The following is a 20102-nucleotide window of genomic DNA, read 5'->3' on the forward strand; positions in this document are numbered from 1 at the left end:
AACATTCGGGTGAATGTCCGAAAGTTGGCGCTAAACTGCGGCGTATGACGACGACCAGGGAGCCGACACCTCCGGACCGCGCGCCCTCCCGGCCGCTGACCATCGCCCAGATCGCCGAGCTGGCGGGGGTGTCCCCCGCGACCGTCTCCAAGGTCGTCAACGGAAGATCCGAGGTCGCCCCCGAGACCCGCGCCCTGGTCGAGGACCTGATCCGCGAGCACGGGTACCGCCGGCAGAAGAAGCGCCCGGCCGCGACCCCTCTCATCGAACTGGTCTTCCACGAGCTGGAGGGCGCGTACGCGATGGAGGTCATCAAGGGGGTCGAGCAGGTGGCGCGCGAGCACGACCTGGCGGTGGTCGTCTCGGAGCTGCAGGAGCGCCACCCTCCCGCCAAGGGCTGGATCGAGGGCGTGATCGGCCGCCGTCCCTGCGGCGTGATCGTGGTCTTCTCCGGCCTCACCCGGGCCCAGCGCGAGCAGCTCAAGACACGGGACATCCCCCTCGTGCTGGTCGATCCCACCGGCGATCCCGGGCACGAGCTGCCCTCGGTGGGAGCCGGCAACTGGAGCGGTGGCCTGTCGGCCGCACGGCACCTGCTGGAACTGGGGCACCGGCGCATCGGCCTAATCACCGGGCCCGCCCACGCCCTGTCCAGCCGGGCGCGGCTCGACGGTTTCCGCGCCGCCATGGACACCGCCGGCGTGCCGACGGACCCGGAGCTCGTGCGGCAGGGCGATTTCAGCGCCCAGGACGGCATGGCGCACGCCCGCTTCCTGCTCGCGCTGCCCCGGCGCCCGACCGCTGTGTTCGCCTTCAACGACGCGCAGGCCATGGGCGTGTACCAGGCGGCCCACGAGATGGGGCTGCGCATTCCGGACGAGCTGAGCGTGGTCGGCTTCGACGACGTGCCGATGGCGCAGTGGCTCATCCCCGCGCTGACCACGGTCCGCCAGCCGCTCACCGAGATGGCCGCCGCCGCCGCGGACATGGTGGTCGCGCTCGCTCGCGGCGAGAGCCCGCCGCAGAACCGCCTGGAGCTCACCACCAACCTGGTCGTCCGCGCCAGCACCGCCCCGCTCGTCGCCTGAAGTTTCGGAACACCGACAGAAATTCTGTGTCCCCGCCGTCCGGGGCGCGTGAGACGCGCGGCGTTGTTACGGAAAGATTCGGAATTTCTCCGAAACGTTCGGCTCGCGGTCGGCCCCGGTGGGAGTGGCCCGGAGGAGAGCCGCACGTGCGCGCCGCGAACGGTTCATCCTGATCCCCGCCGGATACTCCGACGGTGAGCCTTCAAATGTGGCCGGGGTAAAGTGCGTCAAATGTTCTATATGACCAGTTCGGTGAGGTAGAGGTGGCGGGGGTACAGGCCGTTCTGAAGCGCGTCGCCCTCGACACCAGGCCTCTGAGCATTCCCGCGTACCGGCGGCTGCTGGTGGGGCAGGGGGTCTCGTTCATCGGCTTCCAGCTCACCTCGGTGGCCGTGAGCGGTCAGGTGTACACCATCACCGGGTCGTCCCTGTGGGTGGGCCTGCTCGGGCCGGTGAGCCTCGTCCCGCTGGTCGTCTTCGGCCTGTGGGGTGGCGCGGTCGCCGACGCGATGGACCGCCGCCGGCTCCTGCTGGCGGGTTCCGTGGTGGCCTGGCTGTCGACCGTCGCCCTGCTGCTGCACGCCTGGTCGGGGCTCGGCAGCGTCCACCTCATCCTCGCCGTCATCGCCCTGCAGTCGATCGGCTTCGCCGTCACCTCGGCCACGCGCGGGGCGATCATCCCCCGCATCGTGCCCACCGAGCGGGTCCCCGCCGCCAACACTCTCAACTTCCTCGTCAGCAGCATCGGCACGGTGGTCGGGCCGCTGCTGGCCGGCGTGGTGCTCGCCAAGGGCGGATACGCCATGGCGTACCTCATCGACGCCGTGCTGTTCGGGGCCGGCTTCTACGCGGCCGTGCGGCTGCCGCCGCTCGCGCCCGTCGGCGAGGTCTCCCGGCCGGGCCTGCGCTCGGTGATCGACGGGCTCGGTTACGTGGTGAGCAGGCCGGTCGTGCTCATGTCGTTCGTGGTGGACATCATCGCGATGGCGTTCGCGATGCCGAGGGCGCTGTTCCCCGAGCTGGCGGCCGAGCGTTTCGGCGGGTCGGCGGTGGCGTTCGGCTGGCTGTCGGCGAGCATCGCCATCGGGGCGGTCGTCGCCGGCGTCTTCTCCGGCTGGGTCGGCCGGGTGCGCCGCCAGGGTGTGGCGCTCACGCTCGTGATCGCCCTGTGGGGCGTGACAGTGGCCGCTGCGGCGCTGGCGCAGCCGTTGTGGCTGGTCGTGGCGCTGCTGGCGATCGGGGGCGCGATCGACCTCGCCTCCGCCGTGTGGCGGCAGACGATCCTGCAGACGTACGCGCCCGACGAGATGCGCGGACGCCTGCAGGGGGTGTTCATGGTCGTCGTGGCGGGCGGTCCCCGCCTTGGCGACCTGCGGGCGGGGGCCACCGCGGACGCCTTCGGGCTCGTGCCCTCCTGGGCGGGCGGCGGCCTGGTGTGCGCCGTCCTCGTGCTGGTGGCCGGCTTCGGCGTGTCCGCCTTCCGCAGGTACGACGCGCTGGCGAGCCGCCCGGACCCCGGCTGATCCCTTCCGGACGGGTCAGGGCCGGGCCTCGCCGCGTACGCAGAAGGAGATGGGGCTGCGGACGCGGCCGGGAAAGACGAAGCGCTCCAGCGACTCGACGGTGAAGCCGGCCGCCTCGACGGCCGCCACACTGTCGCGGCCCGTGTGGCAGCCGCCGGTCAGGGACGGCCACACGGTCGCGTCCAGCAGATCCTGCGCCCTGGCCCAGCCCGCGGGGCCGGCGCGGACGTGTTCGAGGAAGCGCAGCCGCCCGCCGGGGGCCAGCACGCGGCGGATCTCCCGCAGCCCGGCGGCGGGGTCGGGCAGCGAGCACAGCACGAACGACACCACCGCCGCGTCGAACTCGCCGTCCGCGGCCGGAAGCCGGTCGGCCAGGCCGCCGACGACCTCCACCGGCACCCGCGCCGCACGTGCGGCGCGGCGGCCGGTCGCCCGCAGCCGTGGTTCGGGCTCTACGGCCAGCACGCCGCTGACGGACGGCGGATAGTGGGCGAAGTTCAGCCCGTTGCCCGCGCCGATCTCGATCACCCGGCCCGACAGCCCGGCCACCAGCGCCTCCCGCTGCCCGGACAGGCCGTTCCTGTCGATCACCTGGCTGAACCAGGTGTAGAAGCGGGCGAAGAGCGGATGACTGACCTCGGTCGTCGGCATGGCGTCTCCTTCCGTCTGTCGTTCATTCCCGCGGCGCGCGGAGCGGTATTACCGAATCTGGGCGAAACGGCTCGTAGTCGCCACCGGTTCCGGCGGGTACGGCCCCGATGGACGACGCGGCGACGCCGCGGCGGGAGAGCGGAGATCACCTCGGCATCCGCGACGGCACCCGCGGGCCGGCCCGGGGAAAGGAATCGACCATGACCTCTGCCATGACCTCTGCCGTGACCCCCGCGACGCCCGGCGCCGCGACCGGCGCGGCCGAACCCGCCACCCGGCTGCCGCTCATCGGCGACAAGGCGCCGGACTTCGAGGCCGACAGCACCCACGGGCCGGTCCGGCTCGCCGACTACGCCGGGCGGTGGCTGGTGCTGTTCAGCCATCCGGCCGACTTCACCCCGGTGTGCACCACCGAGTTCGTCGCGTTCGCCGAGCTGGCGGAGGAGTTCGCCGCCAGGGACGTCGCCCTGCTCGGCAATTCGGTCGACTCCGTGCACAGCCACCTGGCCTGGACACGGGCGATCGAGGACAGGCTCGGAGTGCGGATCCCCTTTCCGATCATCGCCGACCTCGACACGCGGGTGTCCCGCGCGTACGGCATGCTGCACCCGAACGCGTCCGCGACGGCGGCGGTCCGCGCGGTGTTCGTGATCGACCCGCAGTCGGTCGTCCGCGCCATCCTCTACTACCCGATGAACGCGGGACGGATGGTCCCGGAGATCCTCAGGCTCGTGGACGCGCTGCGGACGGCCGACCGCGACGGCGTCTCCTGCCCCGCGAACTGGCGGCCCGGCGACGACGTGCTGCTGGGCGCGCCGAAGACCCAGGCCGAGGTGGAGGCCAGACTGGCCGACGAGAGGCTCAAGATCGTCGACTGGTATCTCGCGAGCCTGCCCGGCCGCGGCGCCTGACCGTACCGGCGATCGCGATCGAACCCCTGCCCGGCGACGCCACCGCGAACGAGGATTCGACCGGCGCACGTGCGTGCCGTGTTCCGGTAGAACTCATCTGTGACTCAAATGGTGACAAACTGGGCCGGTAACATCGCCTTCCGGGCCGCGGCGGTCGAGCGGCCCTCCTCCTTGGAGGAGGTGCGCGCCCTGGTGGCGCGGAGCGAGAAGGCCCGCGTGCTGGGCAGCGGCCACTCCTTCAACCGTATCGCCGACTCCCCGGGCGCGCTGATCTCCCTGGACGCGCTGCCGCCGGAGATCGACGTCGACGGCGGGTCGTCCACGGTCAGGGTGGCCGCGAGCGTCCGGTACGGCGAACTGGGCCGCCGTCTGCACGACAAGGGCTACGCCCTGCCCAACCTCGCGTCCCTGCCGCACATCTCGGTCGCGGGCTCCTGTGCGACCGGCACCCATGGCTCGGGCGACGCCAACGGCGGTCTCGCCACCTCCGTACGCGCGATCGAGATGGTGACCGCCGACGGCGACCTGGTCACGCTGAGCCGCGACGCGGACGGCGACCGGTTCGCGGGATCCGTGGTCGCCCTCGGCGCCCTCGGCGCCGTGGTCGCCATGACGCTGGACGTCGTGCCGTCGTTCGAGGTCCGGCAGCGCGTGTACGAGGGGCTGCCCGCCGAGGTGCTGGACGACCAGTTCGACGCCGTCATGTCCGCCGCCTACAGCGTCAGCCTGTTCACCGACTGGCGGACCTCCCGCGTCAACCAGGTCTGGGTGAAGGAGCGGGTGGACTCCGCCCCCGGCGCACTCCCCGGCGGCCCCACTGAGGCGGCGGCCGTGAGCGGGCTCGCGGGGGACGCCGCCGCGGGCGGCCTGGAGGGGGCCACGGCCGCCGGAGGGCTCTACGGCGCCGAGTCGGGCGGCGGCTTCTTCGGCGCGGCGCCGGCCGACGGCCCGCGGCATCCCGTGCCGGGCATGTCCGCGGTGCACTGCACGGCGCAGATGGGCGTCCCCGGCCCCTGGTTCGAGCGCCTGCCCCACTTCCGGCCCGACTTCACCCCGAGCAGCGGCGAGGAGCTCCAGTCGGAGTACATGGTGCCCCGGCGGCACGCGGCCGCGGCGTTCCGCGCCCTCGACGGGATCCGCGACCGCATCGCCCCGGTGCTGCAGATCTCCGAGATCCGCACGATCGCCGCGGACGACCTGTGGCTGAGCCCGAGCCAGGGCCGCGACACCGTGGCCTTCCACTTCACCTGGATCAAGGACACCGCCGCCGTGACGCCCGTGCTCACCGCGATCGAGGAGTGCCTGGCGCCGTTCGACGCGCGGCCCCACTGGGGAAAGCTGTTCACGCTGCCGCAGGACATGCTCCCCTCCCGCTACGAACGCCTGGACGACTTCCGGGCGCTGGCGCGGCACTACGACCCACGGGGCGTCTTCGCCAACGAGTTCGTCGAGCGGTACGTCCTCGGCCCGGCCTGAACGGCCCGCCGGATTCGCCCCCCGGTGACCGGGTAGGGATGCGCGGAATCCGGAACGCACGCCGCGATCTCCCGTCCGTACGGGATCACGAGGCAGAACGATGCGCATCGAGGACTACGCGCTCATCGGGGACATGCACACGGCCGCCCTGGTCGGCAGGGACGGCTCGGTGGACTGGTTGTGCCTGCCGCGGTTCGACTCCGGGGCCTGCTTCGCGGCGCTCCTGGGCGGACGCCCGGCGGGACGCTGGCTGCTGGCCCCCGCCGCGGGCGGCGTGTGCACCGGGCGCCGCTACCGGGACGGCACGCTGGTCCTGGAGACGACCTGGGACCTGCCCGGCGGGTCCGTGCGGGTCCTCGACTTCATGCCGCCGCGCGGCGAGGCGCCCGACCTCGTGCGGATCGTGGAGGGCGTGCGGGGCCGGGTGGAGATGCGCACGGAACTGCTGCTGCGCTTCGAATACGGCGCCGTGATTCCCTGGGTACGGCACCGCGAGGGGGAGCTCGCGGTGATCGCCGGTCCCAACGCCGCCTGGCTCCAGTCGCCCGTCGAACTCACCCACGACTCCCGCCTCCGCGGCACGACCGCGTCGTTCTCGGTCGGGGCGGGAGACCGGGTGTCGTTCGTGCTCACCTGGCAGCAGTCGTGGCAGGGCCGGCCGCGGCGGCTGGAGGCGGCCGAGGAACTGGCCGCCACCGACCGGCTGTGGAGGCAGTGGCTCGGCCGGTGCAGGTACCGGGGGGAGTACGGCGAGGCCGTGGGCAGCAGCCTCCTCGCGCTCAAGGCCCTCACGTACGCCCCCACGGGCGGCCTCGTCGCGGCGCCCACGACCTCGCTGCCCGAGCGGTTCGGCGGCCCGCGCAACTGGGACTACCGCTACAGCTGGCTGCGGGACGCGTCGTTCACCCTCCGGGCGCTGATGGGCGCGGGGTACGCGGAAGAGGCGACGGCCTGGCGCGACTGGCTGCTGCGTGCGGTCGCCGGAGACCCCGCCGACCTGCAGATCATGTACACGGTCGACGGCAGCAGGCACATGCCCGAGTGGACCGTCGACTGGCTGCCGGGTTACGAGGGATCACGGCCGGTGCGGATCGGCAACGCCGCCTCGCGGCAGTTCCAGCTCGACGTGTACGGCGAGGTGATCGACTGCCTCTACCAGGCCAGGGAGGCGGGCCTGCGGCCGGACGAGGAGGCGTGGGACCTGCAGTGCGCGCTCATGGAGTATCTGGAGGGGGCGTGGCGGGAGCCCGACAACGGGCTGTGGGAGGTGCGCGGCCCGCGCCGCGACTTCGTCCACTCCAAGGTCTTCGCGTGGGTGGCGGCGGACCGCATGGTCCGCTCGGTCGAGACGCAGGGCCAGGACGGCCCCGCCCGCCGCTGGCGTGCCCTGCGCGAGGAGATCCACCGCGACGTGTGCGCGCACGGCTACGACCCCGGCCGGAACACCTTCACCCAGTTCTACGGCTCGAAGGGCCTCGACGCCGCGCTGCTGCTCATTCCCCGGCTCGGTTTCCTGCCCCTGGACGACCCTCGCGTGGCGGGCACCGTCGACGCCGTGTGCCGCGAACTGACCGAGGACGGCCTCGTCCTGCGCTACCGGCCGGAGGCCGACGACGTGGACGAACTGCCGGGCGGGGAGGGCGTCTTCGTCGCCTGCTCCTTCTGGCTCGCCCACGCGCTCGCCCTGATCGGCCGCCGCGAACGGGCGCGGCGCCTGTTCGAGCGCCTGCTGTCCCTCCGCAACGACGTCGGCCTGCTGTCGGAGGAGTACGACGTCCGCAACCGGCGTCAGGCGGGCAACTTCCCCCAGGCCTACAGCCACGTCTCCATCGTGAACGCGGCCCAGGCTCTGCGGTCGTCTCCGTCGTGAGGCACTGCCCGGTCGCGCCGGTACATCTGAAGGACAGATGTCGTCCATCTGTTTCCCGCGCATCCGCAGACCTCCCCTCCATCCTGCGGGGCGTTGGATGATGCAAGTGCGGGGTTCCGCGTCATTGGCCCCGCTCACCTGGGAAAAGAGGTGACGCGACATGGTGCGACCAGGTCTGGCACGCCGCCCGGACGCGACGGAACTGCGCCAGACGTACGACCGCGCGGGATCGACCGTTCCCGCGCAGGTCATGGACGGAGTGACGTTCCTCGCCGGGCTCTACCTCGCCATCTCGCCGTGGATCGTCGGCTTCAGCGGCTTCGGCAGTCTGGCGATCAACAACCTGATCGTCGGGCTGACGGTCGCCGCGCTCGCGATGAGCTGCGCGTCGGCCTTCGGCCGCACGTACGGCATGAGCTGGGTGCTGCCGGTGCTCGGTGTCTGGACGATCATCGCGCCGTGGGTGATCCGCGGCGGCCGGTCGGCGACCACCGCGACCATCTGGGACAACGTGGTCACCGGGGCGATCATCTTCCTGTTCGGCCTCGGCGCGCTGGCGTTCGCCGCCACCTACCGGCAGCACGAGCACGGAGGCACGCGCCGGGGGGTCGGCTCACCGGGCGGCGAGTGGTAGCCGTCGGGCGCGCCGCCGCCCCTGTGCGGGCGTGCCGCGGGCGCCGTACGGCGGTCGGCCGGCGGGGGACACATCCCTCCGCCGGCTTCACCGGTTCTTCGTTCACTACCGGAGGAGTTCGCAGAAGCGGTCGAGGGCGCGGTCGGTGCGGTGGCGGTCGCCGGTGGTCGTCAGATCGAACAGGAGGCCCCGGATGACGGCCATGACCAACGTGGGCGTGACGGTGTCATCAGGGGTGGTGGCGATGTCGCGGAACGTGGCGCCGAGGGTGTCGAACCAATTCGTGATCGCCTCGGCTCGGTCCGGGTAGTTCTCGGGGCGAGCCAGGCCGTCGGCGTGCACCTCGAAGATCAGCCGGACGTACGGGGCACGCTCGGGCGCGCTGATCCAGGCCCAGATGCCGCGCAGGCGTTCCTCCGGAGAGCCCGCCTCCGGCGGGAGGTTCTCAGCCAACCGTGTCGCACCGCGGCGGCGGGCCTCGGCAAGGACGGCGGATACCAACTCCTGCTTACTGCCGAAGTCGTAGAGCAGCATCCGCGGGCTGGTACCGAGAGCCGCGGCCAGCGGCCGCAAACTCAACCCGGCCAGGCCGTGCGCCAGTACGTAGTCGGTCGCCCGCGCCAGCGTGGCCTCCCGCCGGGCGGGATCTGGGGGTCGCCCCACGGTGGATCATCCTCTCGCCGGCGCCGATCTCCGTCTACGTCAATATATGGTACGACTGTTTCAATAATAGGAGGAGACAGTCGTGCACTCACTCGACCGGGCACTCGTACTGGGCGCCGGAGGTCTCGTCGGCATGGCCTGGACGGCTGGGCTTGCCTGCGGACTGCGCCGCGCCGGGGTGGATCTCGGCGAAGCCGATCTGATCGTCGGCACCTCGGCCGGCGCGATCACCGCCGCACTGCTGGCCACCGGTCAGGACCCCGACCGGCTCGCCACCCCAGTGCGCCCTGCCGACTCCGGCAGCACTCCTCCCCAGGTGGACGGGCGCCGGCTGGGCGAGGCGTTCGCGGTGCTCGCCGGTGCCGCCTCGAATCCGGACGAGGCGCGGCGCCGAGTGGGCCAGATCGCCCTCGCCGCCGAGACCGGCCCCGAGCAGGCACATATCGCCCGGATGCGCGCCATGGCCGGCGCGGACCAATGGCCGGACCGGGAGCTGCTCATCGCCGCGCTGGACGCCGAGACCGGCGAGCAGGAGGTTTTCGACCGTGCCAGTGGCGCACCGCTGCCCTCCGCCGTGGCGGCGAGCACCGCCTTCCCGGGCATCTACCCACCGATCACCATCAACGGCCGCCGATACATGGACGGCTCCCTGCGATCGGCGACCAACGCCGGACTCGCGGCCGGAGCCCGCACGCTTGTCGTGATCGACCCGCAGGCGCACCTGTTCCCCCGCGAGTTGCTCCACCAGGAGCTGGCGGTCGCAGGGGCGCACACAGTGGTGACCATCGAGCCCGATCCGGAATCGATACGCGCATTCGGCTCGGACCTGAATGACCGGACGGCCTGGGAACCGGCCTACCAGGCGGGTCTTCGCCAAGCCACCGATGCCGAAGAGCAGCTCCGTCTCGCGTGGAAGACCGGATCACACACGGACTGAGCGCCGCCCGATCTCCGGGGTGGTGCCTTGCGTGGCCGGGTCTCGTTCTCGCCGCCGGATGTCGGCGGTGGGCGGTAGCGTGGCGGCTCGTGCCGAGAAGATCGCGATGGTGGTGGACCGCCGCACTGGTCGTGTCCACGGCGGGGCTGGCCTACGACCTGACCCTGACAGGTGCCGGCTTCGGCTGGTTCTCGTTCGGGTACTGCCCGGCGCGCGACCTCTACGACTCGGCGACGCGCCTGTGGTGGCCGGCCCGCGCGTACCTCCCTCTGGCCTGGTACGCCGGGCTTCCAGGGATCGTCCTCGCGTTCCTCGCGAACTGGGCCGCCACCTGGAGAGGCAGCCCTCGTGCCGGCCGCGTGCTGGCCCGCGTCGCGGTGGCGCCGCTGCTCGTCCTGTACGGCCTCGCCCCGCTGGCGTTCGCCGCGGACATCGCACGCGACACGGGCTGCCTCGAGAGGTGGGGCGGCCTTCTGGGAGTCAGGCTTTTCGTCGTCCCCGACGCCGTCGCCGCCGCGGCCGCCCTGTGCGTGCTGGCCGCGGTGCGCGTCCCCGGGCACCGGGTCCGGCGGGTGCTGCGGTCCGTGACGCGCCACCGGTGGCCGCGCCGCGCCGCCGTGCCGTTGGCCGCGCTGGCACTCGTGGCGTTCCTGCCGGTCGCCGATCTGGCCGCGGGGGACATCGCCCGTCGTCCTTGCGAGATGCACTCGGTGGAGGGGTCGGCGTCCGGCGCGCTCGACGTGCTGCCGTTCGGCGCGGGCGAGCGGGCGTTCCTCTGCGCCGCGCGCACGAGCGGGGGTTTCCGGAACGTCTCCGACCGGGACCTGCTCGCCTACGGGCACGCCGCGTGCGACGCCTATCGCCCGGGCGGCGCGGACATGTACCTGGTCGCCGCCATCTGCCCATCGGCGGAGGCGGACCTGCGGAAACGGAAAGCAGCGGAGGAGGCCGAGTTCGGGGCGTGGAAGGCGGCCAATCAGCGGGCGTGCGACAGGGCGCGCCACCGGCCGCTCGTCCGGCCGCTCCGGGTCGTCAGGGCGCTGATGGGCACCGACTACGGGATCATCGAGTCCGCCGAGACGGACGACGCGTTCGACGACGGGCTGCCGGACAGGCTCCGGGCCGGCGGGCTCGTCGCCGCCCTCCCGGGGCATCTGATGATCCTCACTCACTCCGACTTCGACAACTGCCTGACGGCGGAGCTGTACCGGCGGCGGCCTCCGGTCGAGGTGAAGGGCTGGGACCACGTGGTGGAGGTCGGCTATGAGAGCCCGACCGGCCACATCGAGCTGATGGATCCCATCGCGGGAATGAGCGACCTGCCGAACCTCGCGTTCAGAGGGAAGGGGCACTACCGGGTCAGGGTCCACTACCGCAAGCCGGCCGGCGACCCCGGAACCACTCAGGACCTCCTCATCATGATCTATCCCGGCGGCGGCCGCCGGACCGTCGAGTACCGCCCAGGGTCCTGAGACGGGACGGCACGGCACGGCACGGGCGTGTGCCGCTGCGGGACACCCGCGACCGCGGCTGGTGGCCCCCGACCTTCTCGTCCCCGCCGGCGAGCGGCAAGCCGCCGTCCTGGGCCCCGAGGGCCCCGGCCGCTCGCCGCGCACCTCCCGCCGGGAACGGCCCCTCGCCACCGTCGCCGACGGGGTGGTCGCGCTGGAGTCCGACCTGCTCCAACTGGGGCACGTGCCGAGGACGCCGCCGCCTTCGCCGCGCGGCTGGGCGTCCGGCGGCCCGGTGACGCGCCCGCGACGCGCTGACTCGGCAGGCGAATAACGGCTTGCGCGCTCACGGACCCTCTTGGGAGAGTGAGCGCGCTTCACACACGAACAATGCAGCGAAGGAACGAAGCCTATGTTCTCGGCGTCCCGCGGCGGCCGCCGTCGGCACTGACCGCCACGCCTCCCGCGACAGCGGCTCACTGCCTCACCGTCTCACGGTGGCCCCACGCGACCGGTGCCCCGCGCACCGTCTCCAATCCCCGTCCGGGATGGCTTTCCCATGCGAGTTCACCCCTCCGCTCCGCGCTGCGGGCGAACCGCTTCACCCTGTCATTCGTGAGGTCGATATCACCGTGGGCATCGATGTCCAGAGTTTCGCCGTGGCCAACCTGCGCCGCCGTCCCGAAGTCGTCGAGACCGGGGACTTCGTCGTGGGCGTGGATCCCGGCACCACCAGTCCGTACGTCAACTACGCGACACCCCTGCCCGGCGCCAGGCCGGGCGGGCGGGAGGTCGCGGCGCTGATCGGGGCGTTTCGCGAGCGCGGGCTCAAGCCCCGTCTCGAGTTCGCCCCGGACGCCGCGCCCGAGGTGGAGCCCGCGCTTCGTGAGGCGGGGTTCACCGTCGAGGCGGTGCACGACTACCTCGTCTGCACCCCGGCCACGCTGACGAGGCCGCAGGCCGCTCTCCCGGTGGAGACGCCGTCCACCGACGAGGACTACGCGGCGATCGACGCCGCACTGTCCGAGGCCTTCGGCGGTGAGTTCGCCGCCTCGCCGGAGGGCGCGGCCCGGCTGCGCCGCACACAGGAGGGCGGCGGCGCGGTCCGGTTCGTCCGGGCCCCCGGCGGCGGCTGCGCCGGAGCGGCCATGTGCTCCGCCCCGGCCGTGGGAACGTCGGAGCTCGCCGGGGTCGGCACCCGTCCCGGCCTTCGTGGACGGGGCATCGCCGCCGCGGTCACCGCCACGCTCGCCGAAACGATGTTCGCCGGGGGAGCCCGGTCGGTGTGGCTGGAGTACGGAGGCGAAGGCTCGCGCCGGGTCTACGAACGCGTGGGCTTCCGGCCGGGCGGCACCCGCCTGTACATGTCGCTCGACGTCTGACGCACCCGCCGGCCGCGCTATCCCCGCCGTTCACCCCGCTCGCTCAGCCCTGCTCGCTCAGCCCTGCTCACTTACTTCGGGCGGGCAGGGCGAGCGGCCCGACCAGACGCGGCCCGAGCGGACGCGGCAGGGGCGGGCGGACGAGACCGCGTCGGGAGAGCCGGATCAGGCGGAGGCGGGACGAGGAGCGGCCGACGCGAGGCCGGGCGGCGCCGCGGCCAGTGCCTTGTGGATCGCCTCGACCAGCGCGAGCGCCGCCTCCTCGGTGAGCTCGATGGCGACCCGGGCCGACGGGCCCTCCGAGGGGTTGGTCAGGTCGATGTTCACCGTGTGCTCATGGCACGCGTGGTAGGGATGATCGACGTAGACCATGCCGTCGGTGACGGTGAACCAGCCCGAGGCCCCCTTGGCGGCGCCGTCGAGACGGAGCTTCTCGGTGAGATAGGTGCACATCCTGGTCTCCTCAGGCGGCGAGGCGGCGGCCGAAGAAGCCGAAGACCTTCTTCCAGCCCTCCACCGCGGCGGCGGGGCGGTAGGCCGGCCGGTCCACGGCGAAGAACGCGTGGCCGGCGTCGGGGAAGACGTGGAACTCGTGTTCCTTGCCCAGTTTCTCCAGCTCCGCGGAGAGCACTCCCACCTCTTCCGGCGAGGGGAACCTGTCGTCCGCGCCGAAGAGCCCGAGCAGCGGGCAGGACAGATCGGCGGCCCGGGAGATCAGCGGCTCGGCCTTGAGCGGATATTCGGCGGGCGGCGCGGTGACGACGAAGGCGCCGTAGCAGTCCACCGCGGCGTCGATGTCCAGCGAGCACGCGGAAAGGAAGGCCTGCCGTCCGCCGGAGCAGTAGCCGATCACACCGATCCTGCCGTTGGCGTGCTCCAGGGCCTTGAGATAGGCCGCGGCGCCGGCGACGTCGCCGACGAGCTGTTCGTCCGGGATGCCGCCCTTGGCCCGGGCCGCCGCGGCCTGGTCGTCCGGGCTGACGCCGGCGCCCTCCCGGGAGTACAGATTCGGGCAGATCGCGGCGTAGCCGTTCGCCGCGAACCTGCGGACGATCTCCTTGGTGGCCTCGTCGTAGCCGGGCATGTGATGAATCACCACGACCCCGCCGTGCGGGGCGGAGCCGAGCGGCCGGGCCGCGTACGCTTCGAGGCCGGCGCCTTCGTGCCCGGTCACGGCGACCGTGCCGGCCCACATCGCGTCGGTCATAGTCCCTCCACCTGTGATCACGCTCCCGCACGAGCCGGTCGCCTCCGGCGGCGGGTCCAGGAGGGCCACGATAATGCTTGCTTTGACTAACTAAGCAATCGGCCCCGGGCCGGTCAGAGCGCGTGCGCCGCACCCGTCCCGAACAGGCGCCGCACGCCCGCCGCCACCCAGATGGAGGCCACCCCGGCGTACGCCGTGAGCAGCGCGACGGTGGGGAGGGACGCGATCGCCGACAGGACGGCGGCCAGCCCCAAAAGGCCCGACCAGCCGTACAGCACGAGGCGGCCGCGGGGCGCGCTCGTGTGCGCCGCCTCCTGCACGGGGGTGACCAGGGCCATGACGGCGGCGCCCGCCACCGCGGGCGCCGCCCCGCCGGTCGCCACGCCGGCCACGAGCAGCGCCGCACCCGCGGCGGGAAGGCAGCAGCACAGCGCCGCCACTCTCGCCTCCCTGGTGTCGAAGAGCAGCCTGGTGGCCCTGGCCCGGGCCAGGCGCAGGGTGGTGACCGCCTCGGCGACCCAGGCCGCCCAGTGCAGCAGCGCGATGAGGACGAAGACGGCGATGAGCGGCGGCACGGCCGGCAGCAGGAACACCATCCGCCATCCGCCGGAGAACGTGCCGCGAAGGCGCGCGAGCACGCGGTAGACGGGGTTACGCCGCTTCAACGCCGCCACCAGCAGGTCCCTGGCCTGGTCGAACCCGGGATCGAGGCGGAGCACCTCGCGGAACGCGCGGGCCGCCTCGGCCGGCGCGCCGAAGGCGAGCTGCGCCCGCCCGTACGCCAGATGGGCCGTCGCGCTCTCGGGATCCAGCCCGACGGCGCGCGCGGCCGCCTCCTTCGCCCGGAGGGCGTCGCCGAGCACGGTGAGGGCCACCGCGAGGATGCCGGCCAGGTCGGCGTCCTCGGGGTCGGCGGCGAGCCCGTGCTCCGCCGCGTCGGCCGCCTGCGGCCACTGCTCGAGGGAGACGTGCGCCCGAGCGAGCAGCTCCCACGCCGGCGCGTGCTCGGGGGACAGCGCCAGGCACGCCCGCGCGGCGGCGACGGCCTCGTGCGGGCGCCCCGCCCGGTGGTACGCGTGCCCGGCGACGTAGTGGGGAAACCAGTGGTCGGGCGCGAGCCGCACGGCCTCGGTGGCCTCGCCGATCCCCTCGGACGCCCTGTGCTGCTGCGTCAGCGCCACGGAGAGGAAGGCGTGCCCGGCGACGTTCTCGGGCTCCCGGGCGAGCAGGCCGCGCAGTTCCCGTTCGGCCTCCGCCGGGCGGTTCAGCGTCAGCAGCGTGCGTGCCCTTTCGAGTGGCGCCGCGGCCGTCACCACCTGCCCTTGCCGCCCTTCTTGCCGCCGAACGCACCGTTGGATGTGCCGTTGATCCAGGGCATCAGCTCGTCCCAGGCGCCGGAGTCGTTGGCGTGCAGGACGTAGTTGCGCGCGGTGGTCAGCCACTCGCGTACGGCCGTGGGCCGCACCGTCTGGGCCGCGGCCAGCAGGTCGGGTGTGGACAGGGGGATGGGCCGGCCCGCGCTGATCGACTGATGCAGCTTGGTCTCCACCGCGCGGTCGACGACACCCTTGAGGTCCGCGCCCACGAACCCGTCCGTCACCCGGGCCACGGCGTCGTAGTCCATCTCGGCCAGCGGCTTGTCTCGGCAGAGGATGCGCAGGATGGCGGCGCGGGCCGCGGCGTCGGGCGGCGGCACGAACACCAGCTGGTCGAAGCGGCCGGGCCGCCGGAACGCGACGTCGATGTACCAGGGCGCGTTGGTGGCCGCCAGCACCAGGACGCCGTCGTTGGCGTTCTCGTCCACGCCGTCGAGCTCGGCGAGGAACTGGTTGACCAGCTGGCGGGTGTGCGCCTGGCGCATGTCCGAGCGGCGCGCGGCCAGCGCGTCGACCTCGTCGAAGAAGAGCACGCACGGCCGGTTGCGCCGGGCCATCTCGAACGTGGCGTGCAGGTTGCGCTCGCTGGACCCGATGTACATGTCCAGGATGTCGGCCAGGCCGACGTCGATGAACGACGCGCCGAGCTCTCCCGCCGCCGCCCTGGCCAGGTGGGTCTTGCCCGCGCCGGGAGGGCCGTACAGCAGCACTCCGCCGCCCGCCCGCTTGCCGAACGCGGCGAACAGCTCGGGCTGCTGGACGGGGAGCAGGAGCTTCATCCGCAGCGCATCCTTGACCGCCTCCATTCCCGCCACGTCGGCGAAGGTGACACCGGAGCGCTGGACCTCCACGTCGCCGTCGTGCGCCGGTGCGGGGTACGCAGGTGGGGGGTACGCCGGGCCGGGTGGCGGCCCCGGCGCGTACGGCGTGCCGGGCTGCGTCTGTGGCTGCTGCGCCTGGCTCTGCTGTGTCTGGCTCTGCTGTGTCTGGGTCTGGTACGGCGTGGCCGGCTGCGGCTCCAGCCGGGCGGCCAGGCCGGGGTCGGACAGCGACGGATCGCGGGAGACCGCGTCGTGGTAGCGGCGCGCCGCGCCGGGCACGTCACCCTCGCCCAGCAGCGCCCTGGCGGCGAGCAGCCCGATCCGCGGCGGGAAACCGGGCTCGGCCAGGAGTGGCTGGAGCGCCGACAGCGCGGCGCCGTAAGAGCTCTGCCGGACGAAGGCCTCCGCCAGACCGGCGACGACGTCCGGGTCCCTGGGCGACAGCAGGAGGGCGGCCCGGTACTCGGCCTCGGCGTCGGCGAGATATCCCTTGGCCAGGAGCTGCCCGGCGAGGTGCCGCCGTAGGGGGAGGTTGTCCGGAGACAGCCGCGCCGCCTCCCGGAGGGCTTGGAGTCCGGCGTCGTCCAGCACTGCCCGGGTCCCTTCTGTCGGTCGATCCGAAATGACCGTAAGGCTACCCACGTGGTCGGACAGCGGTGATCTCTACAGGCTCCGCCCGGCCGTCGGCGCCCCCTGTGGCGCATCTCACGGTTGGTTGCCCGCAACCGTGGGGACCTGCGGGAAACTTCGGCCGACCGCAGCAGGAATCGGGCTGTTTGCCGGGTTTTTGGCCGTGTCTTACTTGTTATCTACTAAGCTTCCCGTGTGTCACGCCGGTGAGCGGTCCTCAACCCGAGGACGACCGGCGACCGCCGAATCCCGGATGTCATCGATCCCGGGAACCGGGGACCCACCTTTTCTGGGGTGAATCCGGACCATCCGGTAGGGCTACTCCTGGCCCGAACCCGTCAGCTAACCCGGTAGGCGGCCAAGGAGAGGAGAGCGCGTGGAGTGTCCGCTCCACCTGCCCACCCGGTCCGGGGTCCGTCGCCCGGACCACATGCCCGCCCTGGAACGTCTCCAGGCTTCCGGGGTGATGGCGCGCCCGTGACGGGCTGCCACGTCTCCCGTTTCTGATCCCGCCCCGCCGCGGCCGTGTCTTCCGGCCGCCGTGCCGTCACGCGGTGATGCCGCCCTGCCGTCACGCCCGCGGGCCGGTTCGTCATGTCTCGAAGCGCGCCATGAGGAGCCCGCGATTTCCACCGATCCGATAGCACGACAGCTGCTCGACGCCGTCCGCCCGGAACTGGGCTACCGCGAACGAGCCGGGAAACACACGAAGTTCGGCGAATGGTACGCCGACACCATCGCCAAGGACCCCGACTTCAGGACCGCCCCCTGGTGCGACATGTTCGTCTCCTGGGCGGCGAACCAGGCGGGCGTACAGGACCGCGTCGGCGAGTTCGCGCTGACCACACGGCACGCCAAGTGGTTCAAGGAGCACGACGCGTGGAGCGGCACGCCCGAGCCGGGCGCCGTGGTCTTCTTCGACTGGTCGGGGTCCAAGAAGATCCGAGACATCGACCACGTCGGCGTGGTCGAGAAGGTCGTCCACGGGAAGGTCCACACGATCGAGGGCAACGTCGACGGCGTGTGGCTGAAGCGCAAGGTACGCGACAAAAGCAAGATCGTCGGGTACGGCCTGCCGCGCAAGGTCAAGGTCACGCCGAAGGCGCCGGTGACGATCCAGCCCGTGGCGGCGGTGCACGCGAGCGTCCCGGGTGCGGTGGGGCTCACCATCAGGAACTTGGCGGCCACGCAGGGGCAGTCCCCCGGCGTCGTGTGGTCGCCCGGCGACGCCGTCCTGCCGGCCGGCCTGCTGTTCGCGGTCGTCTCCACCGCCGTCACCGGGCTCCGGGTCAAGGCCGCGGCGGCGACCTCCGGCGGACGGCACCGCAAACGCGGCCCCGGACGGGTCACTGCGCGTGCCACGGTGGGGGCCACGGTGGGGGCCACGACGCGGGCCGCTCGCCCGTCCGCGCGGGCGTCCGCGAATCCGGCGCCCGTCAATGTTGTGTCCGGCGGTCCGGCGCCCGTGTCCGGCGGTCCGGCGCCCGTCAAGCCGGCGCCCGTCAATCCAGCGCCCGTCAATGTGGCGTCCGTCAATGCGGCGGCGTCCGGCGGTCCGGCATCCGGCGGGGAAGACGGCGCCCCTCGCCCGAGCATCGTCTGACACCGTCGGCGGCCGCCCGCGTCGTCCGCTTCATCCCCGCAGGCGTTTCATCTCCGTGATCTCGGCCGACTGGCTGGACACGACGGACGCCGCCAGCCGCCGGGCCGGCTCGTAGACCCCGCCGCGCAGTTCGTCCCGCCCCATGGTGACCGCGCCCTCGTGGTGCCGGATCATCATCGAGAGGAACTCCCGGTCGAAGGCCCGGCCGGACAGCCCTTCGAGACGGCGCATCTCCTCGGGGGACATCATGCCGGGCATGGCGTGACGGTGCGCCGGCGCGGGGCTCTCGCCGGACACCGGCTCGCCCCAGGCCGTGAGCCAGCCGCTCATCGTCCGTATTTCGGGAGACTGGGCGGCTTCGATCCGCTCGGCGAGCCGCACGACCCGGGGGTCCGACGCCCGTCCCTCGGCCAGTTTCGCCATCTCCACCGCCTGACGATGGTGCGGGATCATCATCCGGGCGAACATGACGTCCTGCTCGTTGTGATCGGAGGCGAGAGTCGTGCCGACCGGTGCCGCCGGCGTCGGTGCCGGCGTCTGAGCCGGGATCTGAGCCGGGATCTGAGCCGGGGTTTGAGCCGGGGCCGTCGCGGCGAGAGCGGCGCCCCGCGCGCCGCCGGTCAGCAGACCGGCCGCCAGCAGGGCCGCCGGCAGAACGCGTCCCCTCATGGCCGGCACCTCCACTCTCGCGCTCTCGGCGTGAATCGGTTGCGTCCCCGCCTTGCCGGGCGAACCGGGCCCCCGCCCGCGGCGGCGCCCGCCGAACCTGCGTCAAGGCGGACCTGCCCGCCTCTTCCCCGTCGTACCCCGCCCGGCGGGAGCTCTCCGCCTGTGCTCGATCCGTACGAGCATGTCGCTTCCAGGCGCAGCGCGGCGACGTGCACACGGTCCTCGTGAACGGTCGCGTGTGGTGAAGCACGAGCACCGCCTTGCCGGCGTGGACCTCGCCGCGGCCCGCCGCGAGGTGGAGCGGACCGTCGAGTATCTGCGTGCGACGCTGGGCGAGGAGGCGTGGCAGAAGGGGATGAACCCCGACATCCCCGAAACGAGGATTCTCGGCAACCCCTACACGTACACCGACTACCACAGCGCCGCGACGCACAGCCGCTGAGCTGGTGCGCGGCGTGCCCGGACCAGAGGAAACCCTGGGGAATTCATGATTGTTTAGTGCTCTTTGTGAGATTTGGTCACCAGTGGGGCTAAGGTGGGCAGCCACCCGCGGAAGCCGTGGAGCTTTCCCCCGAAACGACCGCTGGGAGTTGTCTCACATGCACGGGCACGTCCCCTCGCAGACGAGCCAGGATGATCGGTTCCGGCAGGAAGTCCTCTCCAGTCAGGAGGAGCCGGCGACCAGGCCGAAGAACAGAAAACCCCTCATCATCGCCGCCGCGGCCCTGGTCGCCGTGCTGGCCGCCGGGGGAGCGGGTTACGCGCTCGCCGGCCGCTCGGACCCGTCGGGTCCGCCCGCCGCGGGCGGCACGCAGCAGTCGGCGGCCCCCGCACAGGACGGCGATACCGCCGGTTCCTCCGGTTCCTCCGGGGACGACGCCGGTGCGGGGGACGGACAGGAATCGCAGGGCTCGTCGGACCAGGGCGCGTCGGACCAGGGCGCGATCGGGTCCGGCGGAGACGGCTCCGGTGGAGCGCAGGCACCCGCCGGAGGAGGCGCGGACACCGCTTCCGGCTCCTCGGGCGGGGGCTCGTCCGGTCAGAAGAGCGCCGGAGCGGGCCGGGCCGGGACCGGCTCGTCGGGCAAGACGGGCGGTGCCTCGAAGGGCGGGGCCGGCCAGGACCGGGGTGAGGTGCCGTCGGGCGCCGACGGAGCCCCCGGGCTCATCCCCGGGGCCTGCGCCGCCTCCGGCTGCTGACCCGCTGCCGA

General features: G+C 72.7%; 20 protein-coding genes and 1 riboswitch. Of the genes, 13 read left to right on the plus strand and 7 right to left on the minus strand.

Annotated elements, in window-relative coordinates; translation table 11 throughout:
- Nucleotides 1-44: 44 nt before the first annotated feature.
- On the plus strand, nt 45-1088 hold the full coding sequence (locus AB0O28_RS14985) for a LacI family DNA-binding transcriptional regulator (RefSeq protein WP_363640231.1): 1044 nt from the start codon (nt 45-47) through the stop codon (nt 1086-1088).
- Nucleotides 1089-1351: 263 nt separating this feature from the next.
- Complete coding sequence (locus tag AB0O28_RS14990) at nt 1352-2611, plus strand: MFS transporter (RefSeq protein ID WP_363640233.1); 1260 nt, start codon at nt 1352-1354, stop codon at nt 2609-2611.
- Nucleotides 2612-2626: 15 nt separating this feature from the next.
- Here AB0O28_RS14990 and AB0O28_RS14995 read toward each other — a convergent pair whose 3' ends face one another.
- A complete protein-coding gene (locus tag AB0O28_RS14995) occupies nt 2627-3262 on the minus strand; it encodes a methyltransferase domain-containing protein (protein WP_363640235.1) in 636 nt (211 codons plus the stop codon).
- Between the two features lie 200 nt (nt 3263-3462).
- Here AB0O28_RS14995 and AB0O28_RS15000 point away from each other — a divergent pair, with 200 nt between their 5' ends.
- The 4 genes from AB0O28_RS15000 to AB0O28_RS15015 all read left to right on the plus strand — a co-directional run bounded on the left by AB0O28_RS15000 (nt 3463) and on the right by AB0O28_RS15015 (nt 8153).
- Complete coding sequence (locus AB0O28_RS15000) at nt 3463-4173, plus strand: peroxiredoxin (RefSeq protein ID WP_363640237.1); 711 nt, start codon at nt 3463-3465, stop codon at nt 4171-4173.
- A 108-nt stretch (nt 4174-4281) separates the two neighbouring features.
- Nucleotides 4282-5649 carry a D-arabinono-1,4-lactone oxidase gene (locus AB0O28_RS15005; protein WP_363640463.1) on the plus strand — a complete coding sequence of 456 codons (1368 nt, stop codon included), beginning with the start codon at nt 4282-4284 and terminating at the stop codon, nt 5647-5649.
- Between the two features lie 100 nt (nt 5650-5749).
- A complete protein-coding gene (locus tag AB0O28_RS15010; protein WP_363640239.1) occupies nt 5750-7519 on the plus strand; it encodes a glycoside hydrolase family 15 protein in 1770 nt (589 codons plus the stop codon).
- Between the two features lie 160 nt (nt 7520-7679).
- Entirely contained in the window at nt 7680-8153 is a 474-nt protein-coding gene (locus tag AB0O28_RS15015; protein WP_363640241.1) for an SPW repeat protein, read from the plus strand.
- Between the two features lie 105 nt (nt 8154-8258).
- Here AB0O28_RS15015 and AB0O28_RS15020 read toward each other — a convergent pair whose 3' ends face one another.
- Nucleotides 8259-8816: a TetR family transcriptional regulator gene (locus AB0O28_RS15020; RefSeq protein WP_363640243.1), complete on the minus strand. Its 558-nt coding sequence runs from the start codon at nt 8814-8816 to the stop codon at nt 8259-8261.
- 82 nt (nt 8817-8898) lie between these two features.
- Between AB0O28_RS15020 and AB0O28_RS15025 the strand changes: the two genes are divergently transcribed.
- From AB0O28_RS15025 to AB0O28_RS15040, 4 genes are all read left to right on the plus strand, one after another.
- A complete protein-coding gene (locus AB0O28_RS15025) occupies nt 8899-9753 on the plus strand; it encodes a patatin-like phospholipase family protein (protein WP_363640245.1) in 855 nt (284 codons plus the stop codon).
- Nucleotides 9754-9842: 89 nt separating this feature from the next.
- Entirely contained in the window at nt 9843-11225 is a 1383-nt protein-coding gene (locus AB0O28_RS15030) for a hypothetical protein (protein ID WP_363640247.1), read from the plus strand.
- 61 nt (nt 11226-11286) lie between these two features.
- Nucleotides 11287-11538, plus strand: a complete 252-nt coding sequence (locus AB0O28_RS15035; protein ID WP_363640249.1) for a hypothetical protein — start codon at nt 11287-11289, stop codon at nt 11536-11538.
- A 298-nt stretch (nt 11539-11836) separates the two neighbouring features.
- Nucleotides 11837-12586 carry a GNAT family N-acetyltransferase gene (locus tag AB0O28_RS15040; RefSeq protein WP_363640251.1) on the plus strand — a complete coding sequence of 250 codons (750 nt, stop codon included), beginning with the start codon at nt 11837-11839 and terminating at the stop codon, nt 12584-12586.
- A 165-nt stretch (nt 12587-12751) separates the two neighbouring features.
- Here the strand turns inward: AB0O28_RS15040 and AB0O28_RS15045 are convergent, their stop codons facing one another.
- The 4 genes from AB0O28_RS15045 to AB0O28_RS15060 form a co-directional block, all read right to left on the minus strand.
- A complete protein-coding gene (locus AB0O28_RS15045) occupies nt 12752-13039 on the minus strand; it encodes a DUF6295 family protein (protein WP_363640253.1) in 288 nt (95 codons plus the stop codon).
- Nucleotides 13040-13049: 10 nt separating this feature from the next.
- Nucleotides 13050-13793 carry a dienelactone hydrolase family protein gene (locus AB0O28_RS15050; RefSeq protein ID WP_363640255.1) on the minus strand — a complete coding sequence of 248 codons (744 nt, stop codon included), beginning with the start codon at nt 13791-13793 and terminating at the stop codon, nt 13050-13052.
- Nucleotides 13794-13906: 113 nt separating this feature from the next.
- The gene (locus AB0O28_RS15055; RefSeq protein WP_363640257.1) at nt 13907-15106 is read right to left on the minus strand and encodes a tetratricopeptide repeat protein; all 1200 of its coding nucleotides are present in this window, start codon (nt 15104-15106) and stop codon (nt 13907-13909) included.
- Complete coding sequence (locus tag AB0O28_RS15060) at nt 15103-16581, minus strand: AAA family ATPase (RefSeq protein ID WP_363640259.1); 1479 nt, start codon at nt 16579-16581, stop codon at nt 15103-15105. Before AB0O28_RS15060 ends, AB0O28_RS15055 begins: the two co-directional genes overlap by 4 nt.
- Nucleotides 16582-16850: 269 nt before the next feature.
- A riboswitch (cyclic di-AMP (ydaO/yuaA leader) is annotated at nt 16851-16993 on the plus strand.
- 168 nt (nt 16994-17161) lie between these two features.
- On the opposite strand from AB0O28_RS15060, the gene AB0O28_RS15065 reads away from it, so the two are divergent.
- Nucleotides 17162-18223 (plus strand): CHAP domain-containing protein, encoded by a 1062-nt coding sequence (locus AB0O28_RS15065; RefSeq protein WP_363640261.1) that lies wholly within the window; start codon nt 17162-17164, stop codon nt 18221-18223.
- 30 nt (nt 18224-18253) lie between these two features.
- Here AB0O28_RS15065 and AB0O28_RS15070 read toward each other — a convergent pair whose 3' ends face one another.
- The gene (locus AB0O28_RS15070; protein ID WP_363640263.1) at nt 18254-18892 is read right to left on the minus strand and encodes a DUF305 domain-containing protein; all 639 of its coding nucleotides are present in this window, start codon (nt 18890-18892) and stop codon (nt 18254-18256) included.
- Between the two features lie 241 nt (nt 18893-19133).
- On the opposite strand from AB0O28_RS15070, the gene AB0O28_RS15075 reads away from it, so the two are divergent.
- Nucleotides 19134-19334, plus strand: coding sequence for a hypothetical protein (locus tag AB0O28_RS15075; protein ID WP_363640265.1), 201 nt, complete (start codon nt 19134-19136; stop codon nt 19332-19334).
- Nucleotides 19335-19491: 157 nt separating this feature from the next.
- The gene (locus AB0O28_RS15080) at nt 19492-20091 is read left to right on the plus strand and encodes a hypothetical protein (RefSeq protein WP_363640267.1); all 600 of its coding nucleotides are present in this window, start codon (nt 19492-19494) and stop codon (nt 20089-20091) included.
- Nucleotides 20092-20102: the final 11 nt, after the last annotated feature.

Source organism: Microbispora sp. NPDC088329 (assembly GCF_040685655.1).
GTDB lineage: Bacteria > Actinomycetota > Actinomycetes > Streptosporangiales > Streptosporangiaceae > Microbispora.

Coding starts and splice junctions, on each gene's coding strand:
- AB0O28_RS14985 (WP_363640231.1), top strand. CDS start 45: ATGACGACGACCAGGGAGCCGACACCTCCGGACCGCGCGCCCTCCCGG.
- AB0O28_RS14995 (WP_363640235.1), bottom strand. CDS start 3,262: ATGCCGACGACCGAGGTCAGTCATCCGCTCTTCGCCCGCTTCTACACC.
- AB0O28_RS15000 (WP_363640237.1), top strand. CDS start 3,463: ATGACCTCTGCCATGACCTCTGCCGTGACCCCCGCGACGCCCGGCGCC.
- AB0O28_RS15005 (WP_363640463.1), top strand. CDS start 4,282: ATGGTGACAAACTGGGCCGGTAACATCGCCTTCCGGGCCGCGGCGGTC.
- AB0O28_RS15010 (WP_363640239.1), top strand. CDS start 5,750: ATGCGCATCGAGGACTACGCGCTCATCGGGGACATGCACACGGCCGCC.
- AB0O28_RS15015 (WP_363640241.1), top strand. CDS start 7,680: ATGGTGCGACCAGGTCTGGCACGCCGCCCGGACGCGACGGAACTGCGC.
- AB0O28_RS15045 (WP_363640253.1), bottom strand. CDS start 13,039: ATGTGCACCTATCTCACCGAGAAGCTCCGTCTCGACGGCGCCGCCAAG.
- AB0O28_RS15050 (WP_363640255.1), bottom strand. CDS start 13,793: ATGACCGACGCGATGTGGGCCGGCACGGTCGCCGTGACCGGGCACGAA.
- AB0O28_RS15070 (WP_363640263.1), bottom strand. CDS start 18,892: ATGAGGGGACGCGTTCTGCCGGCGGCCCTGCTGGCGGCCGGTCTGCTG.
- AB0O28_RS15080 (WP_363640267.1), top strand. CDS start 19,492: ATGCACGGGCACGTCCCCTCGCAGACGAGCCAGGATGATCGGTTCCGG.